This window comes from Calothrix sp. PCC 7507 (genome assembly GCF_000316575.1).
Lineage (GTDB): Bacteria > Cyanobacteriota > Cyanobacteriia > Cyanobacteriales > Nostocaceae > Fortiea.
Genome location: NC_019682.1, coordinates 1,474,902 through 1,498,551 on the forward strand (window position 1 = coordinate 1,474,902; position 23,650 = coordinate 1,498,551).

The 23,650-nt window shown below is 39.7% G+C and carries 21 protein-coding genes; 6 read left to right on the plus strand and 15 right to left on the minus strand.

The features are described from left to right. The first annotated feature begins 62 nt into the window (after window positions 1-62). Window positions 63-800, plus strand: coding sequence for a L,D-transpeptidase (locus CAL7507_RS06530; RefSeq protein WP_236556893.1), 738 nt, complete (start codon window positions 63-65; stop codon window positions 798-800). 57 nt (window positions 801-857) lie between these two features. Beyond that, window positions 858-1,205 carry an SH3 domain-containing protein gene (locus tag CAL7507_RS06535; protein ID WP_015127657.1) on the plus strand — a complete coding sequence of 116 codons (348 nt, stop codon included), beginning with the start codon at window positions 858-860 and terminating at the stop codon, window positions 1,203-1,205. A 327-nt stretch (window positions 1,206-1,532) separates the two neighbouring features. On the opposite strand, the gene CAL7507_RS06540 is transcribed toward CAL7507_RS06535, so the two are convergent. From CAL7507_RS06540 to CAL7507_RS06565, 6 genes are all read right to left on the minus strand, one after another. Continuing rightward, on the minus strand, window positions 1,533-2,276 hold the full coding sequence (locus CAL7507_RS06540; protein ID WP_015127658.1) for a DUF928 domain-containing protein: 744 nt from the start codon (window positions 2,274-2,276) through the stop codon (window positions 1,533-1,535). Between the two features lie 100 nt (window positions 2,277-2,376). Further along, window positions 2,377-4,767, minus strand: a complete 2,391-nt coding sequence (locus tag CAL7507_RS06545; protein WP_015127659.1) for a CHASE2 domain-containing protein — start codon at window positions 4,765-4,767, stop codon at window positions 2,377-2,379. After that, window positions 4,764-5,981 (minus strand): DUF1822 family protein, encoded by a 1,218-nt coding sequence (locus CAL7507_RS06550; protein ID WP_160166318.1) that lies wholly within the window; start codon window positions 5,979-5,981, stop codon window positions 4,764-4,766. The genes CAL7507_RS06545 and CAL7507_RS06550 overlap by 4 nt, the downstream gene beginning before the upstream one ends. Window positions 5,982-6,045: 64 nt before the next feature. Continuing rightward, window positions 6,046-7,512 carry a sigma-70 family RNA polymerase sigma factor gene (locus tag CAL7507_RS06555; RefSeq protein WP_042341221.1) on the minus strand — a complete coding sequence of 489 codons (1,467 nt, stop codon included), beginning with the start codon at window positions 7,510-7,512 and terminating at the stop codon, window positions 6,046-6,048. Between the two features lie 433 nt (window positions 7,513-7,945). Next, window positions 7,946-9,760, minus strand: a complete 1,815-nt coding sequence (locus CAL7507_RS06560) for an ABC transporter ATP-binding protein (RefSeq protein ID WP_015127662.1) — start codon at window positions 9,758-9,760, stop codon at window positions 7,946-7,948. Window positions 9,761-9,775: 15 nt separating this feature from the next. After that, the gene (locus CAL7507_RS06565; protein WP_015127663.1) at window positions 9,776-11,134 is read right to left on the minus strand and encodes a sulfotransferase family protein; all 1,359 of its coding nucleotides are present in this window, start codon (window positions 11,132-11,134) and stop codon (window positions 9,776-9,778) included. Between the two features lie 827 nt (window positions 11,135-11,961). On the opposite strand from CAL7507_RS06565, the gene CAL7507_RS06570 reads away from it, so the two are divergent. Continuing rightward, window positions 11,962-12,759, plus strand: coding sequence for a sulfite exporter TauE/SafE family protein (locus tag CAL7507_RS06570; protein WP_015127664.1), 798 nt, complete (start codon window positions 11,962-11,964; stop codon window positions 12,757-12,759). Window positions 12,760-12,926: 167 nt separating this feature from the next. Here CAL7507_RS06570 and CAL7507_RS06575 read toward each other — a convergent pair whose 3' ends face one another. Beyond that, window positions 12,927-13,589: a cadmium resistance transporter gene (locus CAL7507_RS06575; RefSeq protein WP_015127665.1), complete on the minus strand. Its 663-nt coding sequence runs from the start codon at window positions 13,587-13,589 to the stop codon at window positions 12,927-12,929. Window positions 13,590-13,755: 166 nt separating this feature from the next. Between CAL7507_RS06575 and CAL7507_RS06580 the strand changes: the two genes are divergently transcribed. Next, window positions 13,756-14,457, plus strand: a complete 702-nt coding sequence (locus tag CAL7507_RS06580; protein ID WP_015127666.1) for a cadmium resistance transporter — start codon at window positions 13,756-13,758, stop codon at window positions 14,455-14,457. Window positions 14,458-14,461: 4 nt separating this feature from the next. On the opposite strand, the gene cysK is transcribed toward CAL7507_RS06580, so the two are convergent. Together cysK and CAL7507_RS06590 are read right to left on the minus strand one after the other, a co-directional pair. Continuing rightward, window positions 14,462-15,424: a cysteine synthase A gene (gene cysK, locus CAL7507_RS06585; protein WP_015127667.1), complete on the minus strand. Its 963-nt coding sequence runs from the start codon at window positions 15,422-15,424 to the stop codon at window positions 14,462-14,464. Between the two features lie 18 nt (window positions 15,425-15,442). Next, window positions 15,443-15,898, minus strand: coding sequence for an Rrf2 family transcriptional regulator (locus tag CAL7507_RS06590; RefSeq protein WP_144051198.1), 456 nt, complete (start codon window positions 15,896-15,898; stop codon window positions 15,443-15,445). Between the two features lie 350 nt (window positions 15,899-16,248). Here CAL7507_RS06590 and cysE point away from each other — a divergent pair, with 350 nt between their 5' ends. Next, entirely contained in the window at window positions 16,249-16,974 is a 726-nt protein-coding gene (gene cysE, locus CAL7507_RS06595) for a serine O-acetyltransferase (protein WP_042341910.1), read from the plus strand. 99 nt (window positions 16,975-17,073) lie between these two features. On the opposite strand, the gene CAL7507_RS06600 is transcribed toward cysE, so the two are convergent. Then, window positions 17,074-18,084 (minus strand): sulfate/molybdate ABC transporter ATP-binding protein, encoded by a 1,011-nt coding sequence (locus CAL7507_RS06600; RefSeq protein WP_015127670.1) that lies wholly within the window; start codon window positions 18,082-18,084, stop codon window positions 17,074-17,076. Between the two features lie 68 nt (window positions 18,085-18,152). On the opposite strand from CAL7507_RS06600, the gene CAL7507_RS06605 reads away from it, so the two are divergent. Continuing rightward, window positions 18,153-18,740 (plus strand): Crp/Fnr family transcriptional regulator, encoded by a 588-nt coding sequence (locus tag CAL7507_RS06605; RefSeq protein ID WP_015127671.1) that lies wholly within the window; start codon window positions 18,153-18,155, stop codon window positions 18,738-18,740. Window positions 18,741-18,782: 42 nt separating this feature from the next. On the opposite strand, the gene CAL7507_RS06610 is transcribed toward CAL7507_RS06605, so the two are convergent. The 5 genes from CAL7507_RS06610 to CAL7507_RS06630 all read right to left on the minus strand — a co-directional run bounded on the left by CAL7507_RS06610 (window position 18,783) and on the right by CAL7507_RS06630 (window position 23,266). Then, entirely contained in the window at window positions 18,783-19,469 is a 687-nt protein-coding gene (locus tag CAL7507_RS06610; protein WP_015127672.1) for an NIL domain-containing protein, read from the minus strand. A gap of 291 nt (window positions 19,470-19,760) precedes the next feature. Continuing rightward, window positions 19,761-20,027 (minus strand): NIL domain-containing protein, encoded by a 267-nt coding sequence (locus CAL7507_RS06615; RefSeq protein ID WP_015127673.1) that lies wholly within the window; start codon window positions 20,025-20,027, stop codon window positions 19,761-19,763. 24 nt (window positions 20,028-20,051) lie between these two features. Further along, window positions 20,052-20,930, minus strand: a complete 879-nt coding sequence (gene cysW, locus CAL7507_RS06620; RefSeq protein ID WP_015127674.1) for a sulfate ABC transporter permease subunit CysW — start codon at window positions 20,928-20,930, stop codon at window positions 20,052-20,054. Further along, entirely contained in the window at window positions 20,917-21,786 is an 870-nt protein-coding gene (gene cysT / locus CAL7507_RS06625) for a sulfate ABC transporter permease subunit CysT (RefSeq protein WP_015127675.1), read from the minus strand. Before cysT ends, cysW begins: the two co-directional genes overlap by 14 nt. 334 nt (window positions 21,787-22,120) lie before the next feature. Then, on the minus strand, window positions 22,121-23,266 hold the full coding sequence (locus tag CAL7507_RS06630; protein WP_015127676.1) for a sulfate ABC transporter substrate-binding protein: 1,146 nt from the start codon (window positions 23,264-23,266) through the stop codon (window positions 22,121-22,123). Between the last annotated feature and the right edge of the window lie 384 nt (window positions 23,267-23,650).

Below are 23,650 nucleotides of genomic sequence, written 5' to 3' on the forward strand. Positions count from 1 at the left end.
CTCATGCCCTAGAATAAAAAGCCAGCTTATAGTCGAAGCAGGCAAACAAGTTAAGAAATTTCATGTTGTTTCGATCCATCTTGATGTCTTTAACCTGTTTAGCTATTGCAAGTAGCAATGCAAATGCAGACGTTAAAGTAGTAAAAAATATCAATTCCTTACAATCAGCAGATAAATTAGCATCGGTTGCTGGAGAGAAAATCAACAGTCATCATACTGCAAAATCTCTTGTATCTGGTGAAAAAAATAATTCTGTATTACTCGAAAGCTCTACTTCTGATATATCAGAAAATGTAGCTATTCAGGAATTGAGTAAGGACAACAAAAAGTCACAAAGAATATCAACTGATCTGGGCTATCAGAGGAGTGCTAATTACATGACTCTAACGCCAACAGGGCAGGCTAATTCATTAGGAAATCCACTTTATGAATTGCGCTTGTTTGCAAATGGCCAGTTGGTTGGTAGATATATAAGCGTATCTGGTAGGGCATATACCCAAACCAGAGATCGTAACCGTTCTGGAACAGAAGCACCGTTACCTGACGGAAGATACAAAGTTGCTACAGCAACTACTCGCGGCTCGATTGCTGAAGCAGGCGATCGCTTTCTTCCTATACGACCTTTATTTAGTACTGGCCGTTCTGCTTTGGGTATTCATTACGACCCATCATTTAATAAAAATAACGGCGAAGACGGTACATCAGGATGCGTAGCCTTAACAAACCGTCAGGATTTGAGCCAGGTATTGGACTACGTCAATACTTACAGACCTCAATTTCTTGAAGTTGCCATTCGGTAATTTTCAACTTTTTTGATTCAATTTCAAAATTCGTTTTTTACAAAAGGAATATCAATCATGTTTAAAGCTTTGCTTGCAGGTGCATTAATTCTCACTGCGATATTACCAGCAGCAGCAGAAGAAGTTGGTCCCGGAGTTGGTGGCAGAAATTACACATCTGCTGAAGGTTATAATGCTCATGTTTGTACTAATGAATCGGATGGTAGTCTCTCAGTTCGTACAGGTCCAGGAAAGGGTAATAGAAAGATTCTCGAACTTTCTAACAGAACGAATATTAGCGTGCTAGATCGTAGAAATGGTAGAGATGGTTTCGTGTGGTTTAGAGTGAGAAAGGGTGAAGTAACGGGTTGGGTTCGTTCTGATTATATTTGTGATGGATCTTTATCATTTAGAGGTGGAGACTAATTTTTGGTTAGATAACTTTACTTAATACAACTACTGAGAAGGTTTATCTATATTCCAATTAGAGGAAGCAAAGCTTCCTCTTTTTTTATTACATAAAATAATCAGGACTTACGCAAAGTCGAAAATGTCATACTGAGCGAAACGGAGTGCAGAGTATCCCGTAGGGGATCTTGCTATGCGTAGCGTTCCGCAGGAAAGTATCTCAGAGATTCTTCTCTTCGAGACGCTACGCGAACGTTCCGCTAACGCTATACTCAGAATGATAGTTTCTCATTAAAATGCATAAGTCCTGATAATACCAAAAGTTACCAAGGCTTTCCTACAGCATTACTCCTGATTTGAAACGATTGCAGTATTCACAAGTTGTTCTGGCGCTATCCATTTTTTATCTAATTGCTGGAGTAAATTTGTCCAAGCTGCTTGAATTTTAACGTCGCTGGGATATTTAAAATGCAGTTCAGCCACATCATTGATGGCATCATACCAAAGATTATTTTTACTAAAAAATATATATTTAGACAACTTATCTACTTGATTATTTGCAAGATTAATAGTGATGACTTTGCGCTGTATCCACCCATCAATAACAGCATCAGGTTCATCATTCTTACTACCTTGACAATTTAACATCAAGTACCAACGGTAGTTCTGATTTGGTTGGAGCATTTTTTTTGATTTTGAAGGCAGGGTAATTTTGATTAATCCTGGTTGATGAGCCAATTTAACTGTAGTTTGATAAATAGTTGTGCGTTCTTGTGCGTCAAGTAATATGAATTCGGCATGTTTTACATCATCTTGGTTGTAAGGCACATAAAACCAAAGGCTGGGATATGGAGAGGCTGTAAAATCATTGCCGTTGTTGGCGTTAAGTGCTGTCAGCGGTTTATGGGTTTGCTTGCACGCCGTTGCTGGGCGAGTTGTTCCTGGCGTGGAATTACCTTTGGGTGTACCTGTCGCAGGTGGTTTGGGTGGCGGTGAACTTGCGTATGTATTTGGTGATTTAATTCCTGCTATAAGTAACATCAAAATCCCAGCATAGATAAACCTGACGACAATTTCAGTTTTTTTCATGTCTGTTATTTTCTTAAGTATGCAGAAAACCTGAGCAATGACAATCAGCGCTCAGATTTTCGTTAGATCATAAGTAATCTATCGGTATTTATCTGTGGTTTTATTCAAAGAAGCGATAAACTTTGCTGTAAACCACATTACCTACCCAAATGACACCCCAAGGTGTGATTAATGCAATGATTGCGGGTACAAGTGGTATCCACCCACCCAGACTAAAAATACTCCAGCATGTTGTGTATAAACTCAAGCTAAATACACTGAGTAGTAAGCCCTGGTGTAGTGAGATTTTGACTCGCAAAACAACGGCACTTCCAGTCAAAGCCCAGCAAAATACCCACAAAATATTAATCCACTGTGGTAGCCACCATAACATCGGTCTGTGGTCTACAGCGGTGCTGAGTAATTGGCTGACAACATGGCTGTGGATGTGAAGCGATCGCATTTCACCATAGGGTGTCTGATGCGGATCTTTGACGCTGGCTGCAACTACACCAATTAGAACAACTCTATTTTTCACCCAGTTTGGATCAAAGCGATCGCTATCTGCATTTAAAATATCTCTGAGGGTGACTTGTTGAGCAATATGTAGGGGATCTGGGGTGTGGCGATAATTAATCAGCAGTTGGTTCCCCCGTGCATCCAGATTTTGATACCCACCACTATGTTTTTCTAAACGCTTGATGACTACTGAACCAATTTTCCAATTATCTTTAAAGGTTGTTACGGGAATTTTATGGGCATTGAAATATTGATATGCTATTTGCCAGCTAAAGGAATATTGCGTATGACAAATAGAAGTCTCAGCTAGAGGATTTTCGCTGCGGGATAAGAGATAGCGACGGACTGTTTTATCTTGGTTGTTGGTTTGCGGTTGATCGTCATATAGGTCAACAAAACCTACTTGAATATTGGGATTTTGAGATGGAGGTGCAATACTTTGTTCTAAACTGTTATTGAAGGTGCAGACAGCAGTTAGATTCTGGTGTTTCTGGAAATAGTTAATGAGCGTTTTATGATTAGATATATCATTAATTGGTACTGGTGAATCGCGGACAATATTCAAACCAATAGCGGCAGGTTGATATTTCTGTAATTTATCTAAGAGTCTAATTATTATAGCATCTGGTAGTGGATAACCATAGGTGTGGATATCTTTTTCATCTGCACCAATAATTAATAGACGACTATCTTCTAATTCAGGCGATCGCATTTTCATAATATGATCAAAAGCCTGAACTTCCCAAGTTTGCAACATCCCAAAATGCCGCATTCCTGTCACCACAATAGTAACAACAAAACTCATAAATAAAGCCGTTTTAAAATTGCTACTTAATTTATGTTTTGAATGTTGCTTTAATTGCTGATTTTTACCTTTTAAATTTTCCCATTTAGGTGATATTTCTGCTGGATTTTGGCAAATTACCGGTAACCAACTGGCTGCTGGAAATTCAGCTTCTAAACCCTGTAATTTCTCCCGCGCCTGTCTCACGGCTAAATAAAATGATTGACCATCAGCAAAGTTTTTGAGAAAATACTTCAAAAACTCTTGTGCTACTCTATCTGGTACTCTTTCCCGCATAACAATTATTTGGGGAATATGTAAATCATCTAGTTTTTGAGCTAATGCTAATCCATGACAAGAGTTAAAGATTGCTATTTGCAAACCATTTTGGAGAGCTTTTTTTAGAGCATTATTCAACTGATAAATATTTATATATTCATTTTTATTTAAATGTAAATAACCAGTATTGTCTTCAGAACTACTATAGCTATGACCTGCAAAAAATAGAATATCCCATCCTGATTTATCCCAAAGCAATGTGTTTAATTCTGAATATTTTGGTTCTACGATAAATACTGTTTTAGCATCTGGCAAACTCTCCAACATCCTTCTATCAGCATCAATATCAATTCCTTGACTGTCTCCTAAAATAGCCAATATTTTTACTTGATTGGTATACTTTTTGTTAGAAGTTTTAGGTTCAAATTCGATAGCACTTAAACCTATTTCTGCTTTGGGATAATCACTAAAAAACTGCCAAAGATGCCAGGGTAATTCCCTCAGCAAAATATCTTCAGTTTGAATAATGAAACGGATTTCATCGTCAATGCTCAACTGCATTCGTAATTGACGCTCAACGTGGCGAAACTCTTCAGCATCAAGCCAAATATCAATCTGTTTTTGTAACTGATCACATACTTGATAAAAATCAACATCAGAAACATGAGTCACATCAGCATCATCAATTTGAATATCTTCATCATGGCGCTGAGACTGACGCAAACCTATATTTATATAGCGAGATTCATAGATTAATTTATATAATAATTGCCAGCGACGATATAAGTCGAGAAGAGTTGGATTTTCAGGTAAACTACCTGAAAATTGCCTCCATTTCAAATTATTTTCCTCTTGTAGCTGAACAGTCACAAAGGAGAAGCCTAAGTGCAAGTCACCTTTTCCTAGGTTTAAAATAACTGACTTACTCATTGCTGTGTAGATGCAAGTGTTTCAATTAAAAATTCTTCAGTAATACTGAATTCATCAATAGTCACTTGGATTTTGAATATTTTCCCTGGAGAGCAAGTAAATCGCTTCAATTGAATGAAATTATCTTGAATACGCGATTTAATTTCCTGAAGAATTACCTCTGATGGAGAAATTAAACCTAGTTTGATATGCTGTGGTAAGTAAGTTTGTCCTTTAGTGGGATGCAGTTGTACGCGAACAGCTACTGTTCCAGTATCTTCTGGTGTAAAACCAACTAAAAGTGCAACTGATTGATTACTCAATTGCATTTCTAAATCAATGAGCTTGATACCTTCTACAGATACATCTCTGGCTGCTACCTCATGATTTCTAAAACTATAGACTAAATTTCCAGATTCTTGATTTAATAGTGCGTTGAGAGGTTGCCAACCATCATCAAAGGTATTTTTGAACCAGTTACTTAATTTGTTTAATTTTGCTATGCTTTTTATTGTAAATTGACCCAGTCGTTTTTGATATAATTGCTGTCGCCATTCCTGATTATTCAGCAATGCTGCCCATTTTGTAAAGGGTATATCGACTTGTAAACGTGGAGAGTAAATAGATATATCACCTAACAGTTCTAATAAATTTTGCACTTCAGTTGCAGATAAACTTGGTAATTCTGGGAATTTTGCACGCAATGGCTTTCCTCGTGTCACCTGCATAAGTGTGAGATTTTCGATTAACTGGTTCCTTGGTAATATATAAGTGCGATCGCGTGGATCATATTTGCTCAATTGTTTGATTTGAAAGTGTGTGGCAAACCCCTGTACTTTCAATCTACATTCATCAGCATTTGCTTCTAAATCAACTTGTACACCTAAGTAATAGTCACCTACAAACGTGGGGATATCTATCCACTCTTGGGGAACACATAGTGATTCTGAATCTGTATTTTCGCTAGGGATAAGTATAATTCGCCGCTTACCAAAGTCAATCGCAGAACCATTGACTACTTCTAAAATGCTATGTAAGCCTTCTTCACTAGGATAAATTGCTGTGGGTAACGCTTGATCTAAAAGTTGGTCATTCAAGTATGTTAAAAATGTATACAAGCACACACGATTCAGATAGGCGCTGTACCGCACGATGGTATGAGAATGCTGTTGTGCATCTTTCCAGGCTTGCCGTTGTATAAGGGTGGGTATTTGCAGCAATAATTGGTTATTCAAAGTGATTTTTAATTCATTTTTATTGTATTGATAATACGATAAATTTGGATAACTCAGCATATTTTTATGTTGAAATTAACTGTTTAGATGGAGATGTAAAATTTTTATGCAGACTTTGACTTTTTTTAGATAACCACATATCTAAAAATTTTTTAATCATTATGTCAATTTGTCTGAGTAATACAGTCTCTAATTCATGATTTATTTGATATAGTAAATCATCTATTTTCTCTGGACTCAAATAAAGTTTTTTGACAATAGATTCAGCATCTATTTTTTGTCCATAATAAAGTCGTAATAAATTCTGAGATGCAGTGTTTAATTGTTTAATTGCAGCAACCAATGCTGTATGAATTAAATCAGAATCATCTGGAGTTTCATAATTAAACTCCAACCACATTTTTACGTACTTTGCAACCCATTTTTGTGGTTGTTTTAATTTAAATATTACATTAATTAGTTTTCGCTCAATGGTTTGTAGACGACGTGCGATCGCTCCTTGGGTGACTGCAAACTTTGCTGCAATTTGTTTCTGATTCCATCCCAATCCATAATAAAGATACAAAATCTCTTTTTGGTCATTATTAAGCATCAATAATTCCTGTTCCAATACAGTTTCTATTCGTTGACAAAGACTTTCTTTTTCAGATATATAATCTTCTATTTCGATGTAAAAAATTTCATAATGGCTAACCGCTTCTATAGATTCTAGAGAAATACTCGGGGTAATTGACTGGGGATAATTCCGCAAAGCAATAATACAGGTTTCCATCCATCTTTGTATTTCTTCCCCACTTACTTCCTTACTAACTGCAACTTGATGCGGCGCTATAGCTAGCAGCTTTTCAGCATTGTAATATTGTGCTGCTTCTTGAAAGTCATTACTATCTGGTTCTAGCCAACGTTGTCCACTGCGAGTTGCAGGATTTTGGATTTTATTGAATTGATAAATTTGTTTAAAATATTTACGTGCAAACAAAAATCTGGAAACATCTGGTTCATATTTGCCATACCTAATTAGTGATTCCTTAAGTTCTTTGTTACTTTTTTTGCACAACAATCGCCATTTAGAAAATTTAGCGATCGCACCTTCATCTTTGATGCTTTTTCGCAAAACTTCAGTCATATAAGTATAAAGTGGCGCATGATGGGGATCATACTTTGCCAAAATTGCCGGAAATTTCACTGGATCGTAAACTAAGCACCGCGCAAAAAAAATATATTCTTCCCAACACTTGTATTTATTCTCTTTCCATACTTGTGAAGCAGCGCGATAACAACTTTCTTCACAATACAGACTTAAATGCTTCCATGCTTTTTGTATGCGGTTCTCAGGTTCCCAACTCTGTTTCAATGGCGAGCTATTTAGCACCATATCAAGCCAGAATTCTACTATATCTTGCTCACTTCCTTGATTTAATAGTGCGCTAAATTTGTCATGTCGAGTTTTATATAAATCAATATTGCGTTGTAAATATGGTTCGGATTTCCACTGAATCGCTGTATGACTAATTGAGTTTTCTAGAGTCATATACATAGAGAATCGATCAACAAAGTGCTGAAGGTTAGGCAAGGTCGGTATCTGATTTAACATTTTGACCTGATTGGCACACGCTTTTAAGGGGTTTTTTATGGATTTTTACTTAATCGACCGTATAAAAAATATCCCTAAATTGGTGTGATCTAAAACACTGTCAATCACCGTTAAAACTAGTAGCAAGGTTAACTAGAGCGCAGTTACATAAGTTTTATCCTGTATTAAGCTTCCAGAACTAGGGCATAAGATCGATACCAGAGGTATTTGTTACTACTTTAATATTGGGGCGATCGTAGACTATTTATGCGGTCAGGTTTTTTTCTGACCAAACAGATGTAGATAACGCCAAGGACGAACCCACAGGGTAGACTGATGTTTACCTATGGTTTAATTTCAAAAACCTCGACTTATGTAATAAATCTTATATTTACCCGGACTTGCTTAATAAACTATCTTTCTGTGGAAACTGAATACTATATAAATGAGCGTACCTTCCACCTTTAGCAATTAATTCATCATGGGTTCCTACTTCGACAATGCTACCTTGTTCAATAACTAGAATTAAATCAGCATTCTGGATCGTTGAAAGTCGATGAGCAATTACTAAACTAGTCCGACCTTTAAATAGTCTTGATAAAGACTCTTGAATTAGACGTTCAGACTCAGTATCTAGAGCAGAAGTAGCCTCATCCAAAAGGATAATCTGAGGATTCTTCAGTAAAACTCTGGCAATAGCTAAACGCTGCTTTTGACCACCAGATAAATTTACCCCACGCTCACTAATTATAGAATTATAACCATCAGGAAAACTCATAATAAAATCATGTGCATTAGCTGCTCTAGCTGCTGCTTCAATCTCTAAATCTGTAGCGTCTAACTTTCCGTAAGCAATATTATCACGCACAGTGCCGTATAAAAGTAAAGTTTCTTGAGAAACAATTCCTATATGCTTTCTTAGTGATTCTTGGGTTAAGTCTTTCACATCATATTTATCAATCAAAATCTTTCCCTGTTGCGGGTCATAAAAACGAGCGGCTAATTTTAAAACAGTACTTTTACCCGCACCCGATGAACCTACTAAAGCAACTCTCATTCCTGGTCGAATTTCTAAATTAAAGTCATGGATAACTCTTTCATTGTTATAAGCAAACTCTACATTTTCAAATTTGATTCTCCCCAGCACAGATTCTAGGTTCGCCGCATCTTCTTTTTCCATCACCTCTGGCTGAGTATCTAAAATTTCAAATGTTCTATCTAATGCTACGACAACCCTTTGCAATAAATTAATTACTTTACTAAAACGCCTAATGGGTTGATTCATTTGATTAATGTATGCCAGAAAAGCTGCTAATTCACCAATTGTCAAACGACCTACCATTACTTCCCAAGCACCAAATACCAGCACAATCAAGCTACTAAGATTATTTAAAATATCAATTAGAGGAAAGAATATAGACCAAAGACGCACAGCATGAATATTCGCATCCATATAGTTACGACTTTGGTCTGAGAAACGATCGATTTCATATTTCTCATTACCAAAAGACTTAATAATATCAATATTAGATATAGTATCTTGCAGATGGTCATTTACTGCTGATGCTTGTGTCTGTACATCTAGATATGCGCTACGCATAGATAGACCAAAAACCTGCGTAAAATACACTATCAAAGGATAAGTAACTAATAGTAGGAGCGTCAGTTGCCAATCAGCACTAATTAGATAACCCAAAATCACCACAAAAGTAAAACTATCAGCCAGAATATCTGCAATATCAGCGGTGACTAAATTACCAACTGTGTTAACATTTTGAGACAACCTTGTCATCAAATCTCCGGTGCGTTGGCTATAGAAAAAGCTAATTGAAAGCTTTTGCAGATGTTGATAAAGGTCTGTTCTGAGGTTATCAATTGTTCTCTGGCCAAATATGGACATCATATAACTACGACCAAAGTTTAATAACCCTATCAATAGGGAAATTAATAGTATTGTTGCTGCTATCCAAGGTAATAGAGAAAATTCTTTTTCGGGGATAATAACATCAATTACATAGCGAGTAATTTGGGGAATAAGAATCTGTAGTAGTGAAAGACAGGCAATCATTCCCAAAGCTATTAATAAAGGTGATTTTTGCCGCCAAATATATTTGAATAACCGCTGACATAATATCTTAACTGTTGCTGTTTCTGGTAACTCGCCAGGGTCATTTGTGGCGACCTTAAGCACTAAGTCTGCTTTCACTAAAAAATCCTCGATTTAGCCATTAACAAATGGAAATGGTTGTTCTAAAATAGGTAACTCTAAAAATGGACATAGCTTTTCCCAGCCTTCTCCAGCATTAATATTAATGATGAGCAGGGAATCAGGACGCTTTTTAAAGTAGTTAACTACATTGTTGTAATGTAAATCATAAACATAAGAGAATCTGGATTCATTGAAAGTATAACTACCGTAAACAGCAACACGTAACATCCTTCTGAGAAACATGATATTTTCATTGCTGGGTAATCCTGTAAACATGGAAATACCAAAGTGATTGGCAACGGAGTGTAACCATGATTTTTTGTCGCAGATAGTGAGAATAAACTTACTACCTGGGAAAAGGTTATCTAACTGAGCATAAAAGGGAGCAACAGTAATATCTGTGATGCCATCAAACTCATACAGCAGAGAAAAATCATATTTCCCTATCATCAGTTCTTGTAAAGTTACTTCATCATCTGGGCAGTGTGCTACATTAAATCCCAGCATATTTAATGCTAAATTCAGGTTGTTAGTACCAGTGCAACTCAAGCCAATCCCAAAGATTTTACGAGGTTGCTGATTAAACTCCCTTTGGATATTAAGCTGTGCAGATAAATTCTCTATTTCTTGTAAAGTTAAAGGCTCTTTTTCTGGAATTTCTAGTTTAGTTAATTCATGAATACTAATCTCAGGTAATTTCTCAATAAATTTTGCTAACTCTTGCACAGATGAGTTTAATGCTAATTGCTGTCTAGCATATTCTACAGCATATTGAGCCACTTGGAAATCTTGATCGTGTGGTTGCAATAGCCAATTTTCTTGATAAGCTTTTAACTTTGCTTGGTGGTAATCAGTACGACTTCTCAGTTCTCTCAAAGCATATTTAATAAATATATCGTGATGAAATTGACAAAAGTCATGGAGGATTTTAAAAGATTTAAAAACTTTGTTGACATTTAGCTGACTCATAGCTAAATCTCTGATTCTAGATTCTGGTCTGAGAAGATATTTAGGGTCATCCTGCGGCGGCTTAATTTTTTGCATGGCATTAACCACATCAATTTTGACGATGTGTACACCACAATGAACCTGTCCTCTAAATTTATCTCTGACATAACAGTCTATATAAGGTAAGTCATTTTCTTGCAGGAAAGCTGTCATATCTTCCATAATCAAACAATCAGCATCCATGAAAACGACTAAATCACATTCGTAGTTAATCCTGAGCATTTGCTGCACTGCTAAGGAAAAAGGTTTGATATTTTCAATAATATGCACTTGCTGAGGCTGGATATGTCTTATAGCTAGTTCTAAAGCAATTTTTGATGTTCTTTCTCCAACAGTTCTAAAAACCAAATCTATTTTTTTCATGCACAGTCAGATAATATCGAGATTGTGGTGTTCAGATCCCTGCCTTTTTATAGACACCTGTAGGGTGGCTTCCCGCAGGGTAGAAGTCGGATATCTCGCAGCCCAGCAAAATTAATGGGACAGACTCCTAGCGTTTGCAGAGCATATCCAAGTAAAGCTACTATAAAAGGCTTTTAGTGGCAGCAGATAAGTCTAGGAATGGTACAGTGTCTTCTCTAGTCTATCTAACGTCTCAAAAGACTGTTGAGTCTGAGCTTTGCTCTTGCGTAGGAATCTCTCTAGCACTAGTTAAAGCCAATAACATAGCTTTGAACTTTTGAAATATATACTAAGTTAGGTAATTTTTTTAGCACCCTTGCTTAGATATCTCCTCCTGATGGCATGTATCATCCAAATAATCACAAATAATTAAGTGATATTTGACATCCGTATACTGGACTTTACATCAACTTTATGAGTAAAATACGGTAAGTACATCGGCTTACTGTGTTTACATGTAAAACCATAAAAAAACTGGTCAGGAGTTTAGCCTAGCAGAACAAGTGACCCATCAGCAGCTACGACAGCTGACTCAAGTGCGGTGCAAGTAGTCATGCAGTAACGACTCCAAGACAGTTTTTTGTTGTCAGGGAATTAATTCTACTAAAATCCTCAGATCAATCAATCTCGGATTTCTCATTACTTGAAAAGGAAAAGAATCTACCACAAGGAGCTTTGTCTATCACTGGGCTGTAGTTTGCCTGCATTGCTGTATTTTAGCAGCCAAGCCCGAACTAACTTGTAGTTTGAGCTTGATAACATTGAAAACTCGTTTATGGACAAGGAGTATGCACTATTTGTTACTACCGCTCTTAAGCTTCTTTGTGGGCATTATTGTTGGGTTGACTGGAATTGGTGGGGCATCTTTGATTACTCCTATGCTGATTTTTGTGTTCCAGGTTCCGCCTTCTATTGCTGTGAGTTCTGATGTTGTAGCTGCCACTTTAATGAAGGTTGTCGGTAGCTACAAGCACTGGCAACAGAAAACCCTGGACTTAGAAGTCGTCAAATGGCTGGTATTTGGAAGTGTCCCCGGCTCTCTCTTTGGGGTAAGCATTTTGCACTTCATCCGCCGTACTGGTGAGGAGAATTTAGATAACATTCTGCTGAAGATGCTGGGAATGATGATTTTGCTCGTCACATTATTAGCGTTAGTACAATTATTGCTGTTGACTTTTTTCCCCAAGTTCAATTTACCAGAACTGCCAAAGTTAGATTTAACAACTAATTTCGGTCGTTTACTCACAATCATTTTGGGAGCGGTGTTAGGCTGTTTGGTAGGACTGACTAGCGTGTCTTCTGGCTCAATGTTTGCCTTGGCATTAATTGCCTTTTTCCGCCTTGATGCCCAGAAATTAGTCGGTACAGATATTTCTCAAGCAGCAATTTTATTGTTGTTTACCTCCCTCGGACATCTTAGCCTCGGAACAGTTGATTGGAGTCTAGTTGTGCCGATATGGTTAGGCTCAGTTCCTGGTGTATTACTGGGGGCAAAAATCTGTCAAATTGCTCCTCAACGCCCACTGCGATTTATTATCTACGCCATTTTGATGATGGTGAGTTGGAAGTTAGTTTATCAGGTGTAAGTAGGTGGGCGTAAATAATTATGGTTGGGATAAGGTAGGAGACAGAATACAGGAGGAAAGGGGATTTTAGCTTTGTTTACTTTTCTTGATATAGTTTGGTTTTATTGTGCCGACTTACTTAAGCTGCAATAAATCCAGTTGATAATCTGGGTTACTCTGCGTTTTCATCATTTATTCACCCACGGCAGTAGACTAAATGTACCTCTTTCATACATGATAAACAAACCCAGGCTAATCAAGACAAAAGGGATAACATGCTTACCATAGCGACTTAAAATATAAGCAATGCTGGCGTGGCGACTTAACCAATAGGCGATCGCACACCAAAAACCTAGCATGACCAAAAACACACTTAAAATTATCCCTAAGCTAGCAAAGCTATGACCAGCAAATAAGGGAATATATATACTAATATTGTCACCACCATTAGCAACTGTTACTGCGACTACTTTATAAGTTTGGGGATGGAGAATACTAAATAGGAAAGATAATATGGGATTATGAGGTGAGGACTGTTTAAAATCAGTGGTTACTGTTTGAATTTCTGTATTTTCTGGTTCTTGATGTAGCAATTGCTTAAAGCCGATCGCTATTGGCAATAGCCCTAATAATCCAATCAGTTCTCGTCGGATGACTAAGCCGCCAAAAAATCCTGGTAAGCTAGCAATAATAATAGCTGTAAAACCAAGGTATTGACCAATTACAACATGCCGTCGTCGAAAGTTAGCATCCACCTGTGAGAAAAATAGCAGCAAGATAATGATGTCATCAATATTGGTGGCGGCGAAGGCAATTATGCCCTCAGTTAAAGCTGTTCCAAGCTGACTCATGGTGGATGGTTAGAACATATGCTTTACCACAATACCAAATTAATATAACGCTTCTCACTTCGATTAAAGATAATCGAGGGTGGGGAAACCCCATAATCGAGGGCGGGGTTTCCCCGCCCCTACAGGTTTGCGAACGCTATGTTACAAACTTTGTTTATTTGAAAATATGAATGAGTTAGTCACTGCAATCAGCACAGGGATAGTTGCATTTAGTGCTACCAATATTGATGATATTGTGATTTTGTTGCTGTTTTTTTCTCAGGTTAATCATAATTTCCGCCCTCAGCACATTGTTTTTGGTCAGTATCTGGGTTTCACTATATTATTAATTCTCAGCCTTCCTGGCTTTTTTGGGGGGTTGATTTTACCGCCAAATTTGATTGGATTACTGGGCTTGCTTCCTATCACCATTGGTATCAACAGTTTGGTAAATCGGGAAGAGGATACATTACAGGAAGTCGTCCCTACAGCAGAACAATCTGAAACTAATATTATTAATAGTTTTATATCACCTCATATTTATACTGTGGCATCAATTACCATTGCCAATGGTAGCGATAATATTAGTGTTTATGTGCCATTATTTGCTAGTAATAACTGGGAAAGTTTTTTAGCAATTATCGGTTTGTTCTTTTTACTTTTAGGAATATGGTGTTATTTCACATATAAATTAACCCACCAAAAAATGGTAGCTGATTTTTTAATTCGCTACGGCAATTATTTTGTGCCTTTTGTGCTGATAGGTTTAGGTGCGTTTATTGTACTAAAAAGCGAGGCTTTAAGTTTAATAAAGCTAATTGCTGGTTGTTTCTGTTTGATGATTCTGTTAAAGAATAATGACGATACCCAAGAAGTTGGAAAAAGTTAAGGCATCAAACTTTGCTCAACCATTCGTTTTCTTCTGGATCTTTAAACAGTGAAGTACTGAGATAGCGTTCACCGAAGCTAGGCTGCACCATGACGATTAAACGTCCGGCATTTTCTGGGCGCTTTGCTACTTGAATTGCAGCATATAAAGCGGCTCCCGTAGAAATACCAGAAAGTAATCCTTCTTCTTTGGCTAGGCGACGACTGTAGGCGATCGCCTGATCATCCGCTACTTGAATCACCTCGTCAACTAGTTCGGCGCGGTAAATTGCGGGTATGAATCCTGGGCCGATTCCTTGAATTTTATGGGGGCCGGATTTACCACCTGTTAATACTGGACTGTTGCTGGGTTCAACAGCAACAGCCTGGAAACTTGGCTTCCGTTGTTTAATTACTTCGGATACGCCTGTAATTGTCCCGCCAGTCCCGACTCCCGCCACTAAAATATCAACTTGTCCATCTGTATCTTCCCAAATTTCTTCGGCTGTGGTTTGAGCATGAACTTTCGGGTTAGCTGGGTTGCGGAATTGCTGCAACATATAAGCATCAGGAGTCTTCGCGACAATTTCCTCTGCTCTAGCGATCGCCCCTCTCATCCCTTCCACACCAGGCGTTAACTCTAATTGAGCGCCATAAGCTCTCAACATCGCCCGTCTTTCCTGGCTCATCGTATCAGGCATCGCTAGAATAAGATGGTAGCCCTTAGCTGCTGCCACCATTGCCAGGGCAATTCCTGTATTCCCAGAAGTAGGCTCCACTAAAATAGTTTTTCCAGCATGAATCAAGCCTGCTGACTCTGCGGCTTCCACCATACTCACCCCAATCCTATCTTTCACAGAAGAGGCTGGGTTCATGCTCTCTAACTTCACCACAATTTGAGCAACTGCTCCCAACGTTTGGGGAATCTTGTTTAATCGAACTAAAGGAGTCCGTCCAACTAACTCTGTGATGTTATTTGCTATCCGCATAGGGGTACTCCTTGATGACTAAATGTAATACATCGGACTCTGCTGGGCGCGAGCCTCTCTTTGTTGGCACAAATCTTGGAGTGTATAGCTGCTCAAAACCTCAATAGATGCGGCGTTGGCTTGTTCCCAAATTTCATGCACCAGACTCCTTTCTAGTGTCGGGGCTTCAGAGCTGTCTTTCTCTTTCCGCTCACCCTCCACCATAGTGACAATCTCTAGTAAGGTAATCTGCCAAGGTTCACGCACTAGAAGAAAACCTCCTTTAGAGCCGCGCTGACTCTGCACCACACCCGCACGCCGCAGGTTGGTCAAGATTTGTTCTAGATAGCGTTCTGGTATAGGTTGCTTGGCGGTGATCTCACTCATAGTCAGCGGAACTTTTTTTCCGTGATGGCTTGCTAGTTCTAAAAGTGCTAGCAATGCGTATTCAACTTTGGAAGACAGATCCAGGAGAGCGTAGTTTTGGCTATTCAAGTCTGTACTCAATATACTACGGTGGTTCGACGGATTTATCGTATTCTATGCGAAGTTAACTTTTCTCAAAGTGTGGGATGCGATCGCATCTCACAGATTACACATAAAATAGACATAATCCCATCGACTTACCGTAGATTATCTTACACAATTCCTACAAATGAGTTCATATTTTGTGGAAATTATTTTTAATTGGTCATTTGTCATTGGTCATTTGTCATTGGTCAAGAGTTATTTCCCTACTCCCCAGTCCCCAATGCCCAATGCCTAGTCCCCAGTGCCAAGTCCCTAGTCCCCAGCCCCTGGGCACTGAGCGAAGTCGAAGTGCAATCCCCAATCCCAAAGAATGTATGTTAATAGATGATTTGCGAACAATTTATGAACGAGATCCAGCGGCGCGTAACTGGCTGGAAATACTGTTCTGCTATCCTGGACTCCAAGCTTTATTGTTTCACCGACTCGCCCACTGGCTGTATAAAACGGGTATCCCTTTTATACCCAGATTCATGTCTCATATTAGTCGGTTTTTAACTGGGATTGAAATCCATCCTGGGGCTGTGATTGGTAAGGGTGTGTTTATCGATCACGGTATGGGAGTAGTGATTGGCCAAACAGCGATCGTGGGGGATCATGCGCTAATTTATCAAGGTGTCACCCTCGGCGGTACTGGCAAAGAAACAGGCAAGCGCCACCCCACATTAGGTAGCAACGTAGTTGTTGGAGCAGGCGCTAAGGTATTAGGAAATATTCAAATTGGCGATCATGTCCGCATCGGTGCTGGTTCGGTAATACTGCGAGATGTTCCCAGTAATACTACCGTAGTCGGAGTTCCAGGGCGCATCACTCGCCAGAACAACGTCAGCAGCGATTCTTTAGCCCACAACAAACTGCGAGACGTGGAAGCTGAAGCGATCCGCGCTCTATTTGAACGGGTTAAGGCTCTAGAGAAGGAGGTTGAGCGGTTTCAACCCCCATCAGGTTTATCCCTAACTCAAGTAGAAATCGAACAAATCGACGACGATAGGTGCGATACCAATCGCGTCATTGAAGACTTTCTCGATGGTGCGGGAATTTAGATTTCAGTTAACAGTTAACAGTTACTTGTACTGAGCGTAGTCGAAGTATCAGTTATCAAATTCACTGTTTACTGTTCACTGTTCACTGTTCACTGATAACTAAGCATAGGCAGGGAAAACCCTGGCTTTCTTGGGTTTAACAAAAACGCGCTGATTTGTTTTGAGTTCAAGTTGATTAAATTCTTCTCGGCTGAGGTGAGCATTGACTCTCACGCCCAAATCTAAAAGTAATTCGACCCGAATTTCCCAGCCCAGGTGAATTATGTGGTCGACTTTCGCAGGCGCACTCTCATCTGCTGCATGGATTTGAATAGAAATATCATGGGGGCGTAAAAATACTTGATCTGTGGAAGAGACAGAACGATTGTCTGGACTTAGACCAGAGTTAGCAGGTAAAACGTTAACTGGGCCAATAAAGCTCATCACAAAAGGTGATGCTGGATGGTCATAAATCTCGGCTGTTGTGCCTACTTGTTCTACTCGGCCTTTATTCATGACCACAATCTCATCAGCAACTTCCATTGCTTCTTCTTGGTCATGGGTAACAAATACGGTCGTCACATTCACATCTTCATGCAAACGCCGTAACCAAGCTCGTAGTTCTTTGCGGACTTTGGCATCCAAAGCACCAAAAGGTTCATCTAACAGCAAGATTTGTGGTTGTACAGCTAGCGATCGCGCTAATGCCACCCTTTGTCTTTGACCACCAGACAATTGTGAAGGATAGCGATCGCCTAGTCCTTGCAACTGTACCAGATCCAGAAGTTCATCCGCTCTTTGCTTAACCCTGTGTTTAGGCGCCTTGCGGAGTTCTAGGGCAAAGCCGATGTTTTCACGTACTGTTAAGTGCTTAAATAAAGCATAATGTTGAAATAGAAATCCAATGTTGCGTTCTTGTACGCTCTTATGGGTAGCATTTTCACCAACCAGCCAAATTTCACCTGAGTCAGGCTTTTCTAAACCCGCAATCATCCGCAGCAAGGTCGATTTTCCTGAGCCAGATGGCCCTAATAATGCCACTAAAGAGCCAGTTTTAAAGTCTAAATTTACCTGGTCAACAGCTTTAAAAGAACCAAAATTCTTAGAAACGTTCTCAATCGCAATACCCATAGCTTATAAGAACCTGATATACATATATACTACAGTTAGTGTATCGGAAATTCGTGTTATACACAATAATGTCTTTATACTCAGGTGTTTCCAATCAAACCAGTAAGAGTACTAAGCAATTTTTTACACGCCGAGTATTTTTACCTGAACAGAAAAATCATCTCTGGAAAATCGAAACAGGTTTTGTACGCACTTTTACTTACCTAGAAGATGGTACCACTGTGGCTCTAGGGTTGTGGGGACCAGGAGATATCGTTGGCAAAGCGTTATCAAAGTTGGAACCATATCAGATGGAGTGCTTAACTAAAGTGGAGGCGACAGTCTTACCACTAGAGGAATGGGAGCAACCTACAGAGACTCTACTCGCTCACATCCAACAGGCTGAAGAATTGATGGTGATTCGTAGCCATAAAAAAGTAGATACTATGCTGATCAAGTTATTAGCATGGCTATCTAAAAAGTTTGGCTCAGAAGTGGAAAAGGGGCGTTTAATCGATATGCGTCTCACTCATGAAGACCTGGCAGAAATGCTAGGTTCAACTCGCGTGACAATTACTCGTGTTCTGGGGCAGTTTGAGCAAGAGGGGTTGATTGACCGTCTCTCTCTACATAGAATTGTATTGCGAGAAGAAGACATTTGGTACTATGAAATTTAGTTGGTCATTTGTCATTGGTCATTTGTCAACAGTCAACCGCTTTCATAGGAATTTTTCGGGGTTAGAGGGGCGATCGCCTAAAATGCTAGAACAATCGAGCCAAATTGGTAGCCCTAGCTTTTCTAAATAACTCAAGCTGGAGCGGAGTTGCTTGCTTCTACCCCACAAATCCAAGTCAAACCAGCCATCATCTTGCATATCTGGTTGGAGTAGAGCGCTGGTAATATTAACTGTTAACCCATAGCGAGAAACTAACTGAGAAATTATGGGTTTTTGGGAATAGGTTTTCAAGATACACAACTGTAAGCGTATTCGATTGCTTTGTCCTTGAGTAATCCATTGCTGGAATTCTGCTTGCCATTGAGTTGTGAGTGATACAGATTTGGTAGGAATCTGGGGATTTGGCTGATAATTTGCCCCTACTGGATGGGGAAAAGACAAGTTGTGTTGTTTGGGTTGAATATGGTTGGCGATCGCTAGTTGTACCAAATTCACTCCCAATCCTTGCAAGTAAGACAAACTATTTGTCAATTGCTGAGGATTTCCCGAAAGTTCTAGATCAAACCAGCCATCACTCTCGCTACCCGATACCAGAGATGCTGCTGTGATGTTAACAGTTAAACCATAGCGAGACACTAAACGGGAAATCACAGGTTGCCGATAATACCGCTGCGGCACTAGAATTCGGCTATAAACTGGGTCAGATTTGGCAAATTTATTGGGAGACATGAGATTTATTCCCAATAGTCATCCGGCAGAAAATCAGAAAGTTGGCTTGCAGAAACTTTGTTTTTCTTAACTTTGCCCGACTGGATATGAGTCTCATCAAGATTCTCCTCTTCTAGGCTGTTTTTAAACTACGGCAAATCTATCGCAATACTGTATTTAATACTTATGTAAAGGAGGATGACACAAAAACCACAAAAAAACAATGCGTAAATTCCCATAAACTAACAGAACTTACGCAAGTATAATATTTGTCTGTTAACTGTTAACTGTTAACTGTTAACTGTTAACTGATTACCAATCACCCGTTTTACTTTCATCCCATACTTGTAAATCTAAGTCGTGGAGATAGGTTAGCGCACTTTGGATTTGTGCATCTGTTCCTTGCAGTTCCAGATCAAACCAACCATCTCCAACGGCGTTAGCGCCCAAAATTGCTGCTGTGATGTTCACAGTCAGTCCGTAGTCAGACACCAGACGAGAAATCACGGGTTCCTGATGATAGTCTTTGGGAATCTTTACCCGAATTCGTTTACGAGTCAGTGGGTTGTCTGTAGTCATATGTGAATTAACCGCTAAATTGTTTTAGTCAACATCTTTAATGCGGGTTTTCCGTTCGATAATCTCCTTCAACACCAACGTTACTACTGCTAGCAACGCTAACAGCACAGCCGCAGAGAAAGCTGCTTCGGTTTCATACTGTTTATAAGCATCTTCTACAAACAGTGGTAAGCTCTGGGTTTTATCAGCAATGTTACCAGATACCACAGAAACCGCTCCAAATTCACCCATTGCTCTAGCATTGGTCAAAATTAAACCATAGAGTAAACCCCAGCGGATACTGGGTAGGGTGACACGCCAAAATATCTGCCAATCTGAAGCACCCAGTGTTCTGGCTGCTTCTTCTTGATCCTTACCAAATTCTTCTAAAACAGGAATCACTTCTCTAGCGACAAAGGGCATACTCACGAACGCCGTAGCTAGTACCATACCTGGAAAGGCAAAGATAATTTGAATATCATGATCTTGCAGCCAAGGGCCAAACCACCCATTTCGCCCATAAAGCAACACAATCATCAATCCAGCGACTACAGGCGAGATGGAAAAAGGCAAGTCAATGATACTCAAAACTATAGCTCGACCAGGAAACTTATGGCGAGCGATCGCCCAAGCTGCACACAGCCCAAATACTGCATTTATGGGTACAGATATCACAGCAAGTGTGAATGTCAGCCCAGCTGCATGGAGAAAGGCGGGGCGTGTCAAGTTAGCAAAAAATGGCCCAGTACCTTTGATAAACGCTTGAACAAAAACGTTAAGTGCGGGAATATATTGCACCAGAAATAAATAGCCTACGGCGATCGCAATTAATAATCCTGGCACCCAACTCTTCTGCTGTTTGGCTTCAGGTAAATTAGGATTTGACTGAGTTGGGCGGTTACGAATTACGTTATCTCTTGTCATATCTTCTTGACCACGCTTGTAATAAATTAATTGCCAAAAGCAGCACCAACGAGATTGATAGTAGAACTACACCGATGACAGTCGCGCCGGAATAGTCATACTGTTCTAATCGCTGGAAAATCAGCACAGGTGCGATCAAATCTTGAAACGGCGTATTAGAAGAGATAATTACAGTTGAGCCATATTCCCCAACTGCACGGGAGAAACCCAAAGCTACACCAGTCAAAATCGTCGGAAATAAAGGTGGCAAAATTACTTTCCAAAAAGTTTGCCATTGACTGGCACCCAAAGACCAAGCCGCCTCTTCAGTTTCCCGTTCCATCTCCTGAAGCACAGGCTGCACTGTCCGCACCACAAACGGTAGGGAGATAAATATCATTGCTACCGCTACACCCACACGGGTAAAAGATACTTTAATTCCCAGCGGTGCTAGCAATGAACCAATCCAACCATTATCACTATAAACCGTTGCTAGCGTTAGCCCCGCAACTGAAGTGGGCAACGCAAAAGGTAAATCTACAGTGGCATCAATGATGCGTTTAAACGGAAATTCATAGCGAACCAAAACCCAAGCAATCAGAGTCCCAAATACGCCATTAAGCAGGGCAGCAAATGCCGAAGTTACAAAAGTAACATTGTATGTTGCCAGTGCTACCTCACTAGTAGCAATTTGCCAAAACCTAGCCGGGGGTTCCGTACTTGCTTTCAGGAACATCGCCGATATAGGCAAAAACAACATGAATGTCAGATATCCTATGGTGATTCGCCAAGTCCAGGGAATCTTATTTAACTGAATCAAGAACGCCTTCCAACCTGGAGTTCTCTGGTTAAGTTGTGCAGAAGAAGATAAAGTCATAATGAAAGGCAATAGGGAATAGGCAACTTGTACTGAGCGAAGTCGAAGTATAGGCAATGGGCTATGGGCAATAGGAAATAATTATTATGATTCCAACCCCCAATTCCCAGTATTTGTAGGGTGGGCAATGCCCACCAAAACCTTTATCTGGTGGGCATTGTCCAACGCCACTCCTCTCAACGAGGGTGGCTCCACTACGTATTGTTCAAAAATCAAAACGGACTGCTACATGTGATTTGTAGTTCACAAATGACAAATGACAAATGACGAATGACGAATGACAAATGACAAATGACAAATGACAAATGACGAATGACGAATGACAAATGACTAATTACCGCTTTTTCTGGGCTTGAATCTTATCAAAAACGCCCCCATCTGCAAAAAACTTCTTGTCTATGGCGTCCCAACCACCAAAGTCTTTGACTGTACCCAGAGTTTTTACCTTGGGAAATTTATCCGCAACTTCCTTGGATTGGGCTAATGTCTCATCCACAGTTCGGAATCCCAATTTGACAAACTCTTGTTGTGCTTCTGGAGTGTAGAGGAATTTGACAAAGGCTTCTGCAACCTCACGAGTGCCGTGCTTATCGACGTTTTTGTCTACTACAGCAATGGGATTGTCAATTGAGATATTCACATCAGGAATGACATACTCAACTTTTTGTCCCTTTTGTTGTGCCAAGATAATTTCGTTTTCATAGTTGATCAAGGCATCTCCTTGACCCTGCTTGGCGAATGTATCCGTGGCTTCACGGGCATCCTTGGTTAGGATTGGTACATTGTTATAAACTTTGGTCACAAATGCAGTGGCTTTAGTATCATCGCCACCAGTTTTAATCACAGAATTCCACAGCGCTAGGAAATTCCACTTGGCAATCCCGGAAGTTTTGGGATCGGCGGTAATCAGTTTGACTCCGTCTTTTTGTAAATCTGTCCAGGTTTTGATACCTTTAGGGTTTCCTGGGCGAGTAATTAATGCTGCTACCGATTTAGAAACAATGCCGTCGTTAGGAACTTCTTTCTCCCATCCAGGCTGAATTAGTCCTGCTTTCTCAATCTTTTGGGTATCTCCAGCTAGTGCTAAGTGGACAACATCTGCTTCTAAACCATCAATGACAGCACGAGTTTGAGAACCAGAACCGCCATAGCTTTGCTTGAAGGTGATAGTTTGGTTATGTTCTTGCTTCCACTTGTCTATAAACTTGGGAATAATGGCTTCGTGAGCTGCTTTGGTGACTGCAAAAGAAACTAGTGTTAGTTCCACATTTTGTTTGTTGGCAGCCGCCGGACTAGCTGCTGGGGTTTCAGTGCTAGAATTACCTCCGTTCCCACCGGAGCAGGCTGCTAGCGCCACACTCAAGACTGTCCCTACCAAAAAGAGTGATACAAAGCCTTTGAGCGAATTGAGCCTGAACCGATGTGTGATCCGCTCAGTGATTAATTGCGATCGCTTCAGGGGGCGCTGCCAAAAATTCATGCCAAATTCTCCTCTATAAAATCTACGGTTATTTGAGATAAATACCGTATATACACTTTATGCTAATAGATGATTGCAGGTATCACCTAGAAAATGCAAGAAAAAAACTGCGTCTTCTTGGTAAAGAATAGGGTGATTCTAGCAGTTCTCTGTGCAATTAAAAATACTCTGATTTTAAATAGTTAGGACTTACGCACTGTACAAATTAATTAAACAGACTCACGAGGAGGGCACAGCAGTGCTGTGCCCCTAAGATATGTGTGATTTTAAAACAATGCATGTTTAGTTTTTCCTGTCAATGCGTGAGTCCTAAATCATAGTGTTGTTAATCCATAAATTCGTTAATTCCGAATCAACGAATTATGTCCGCATTTCCCGATAGAT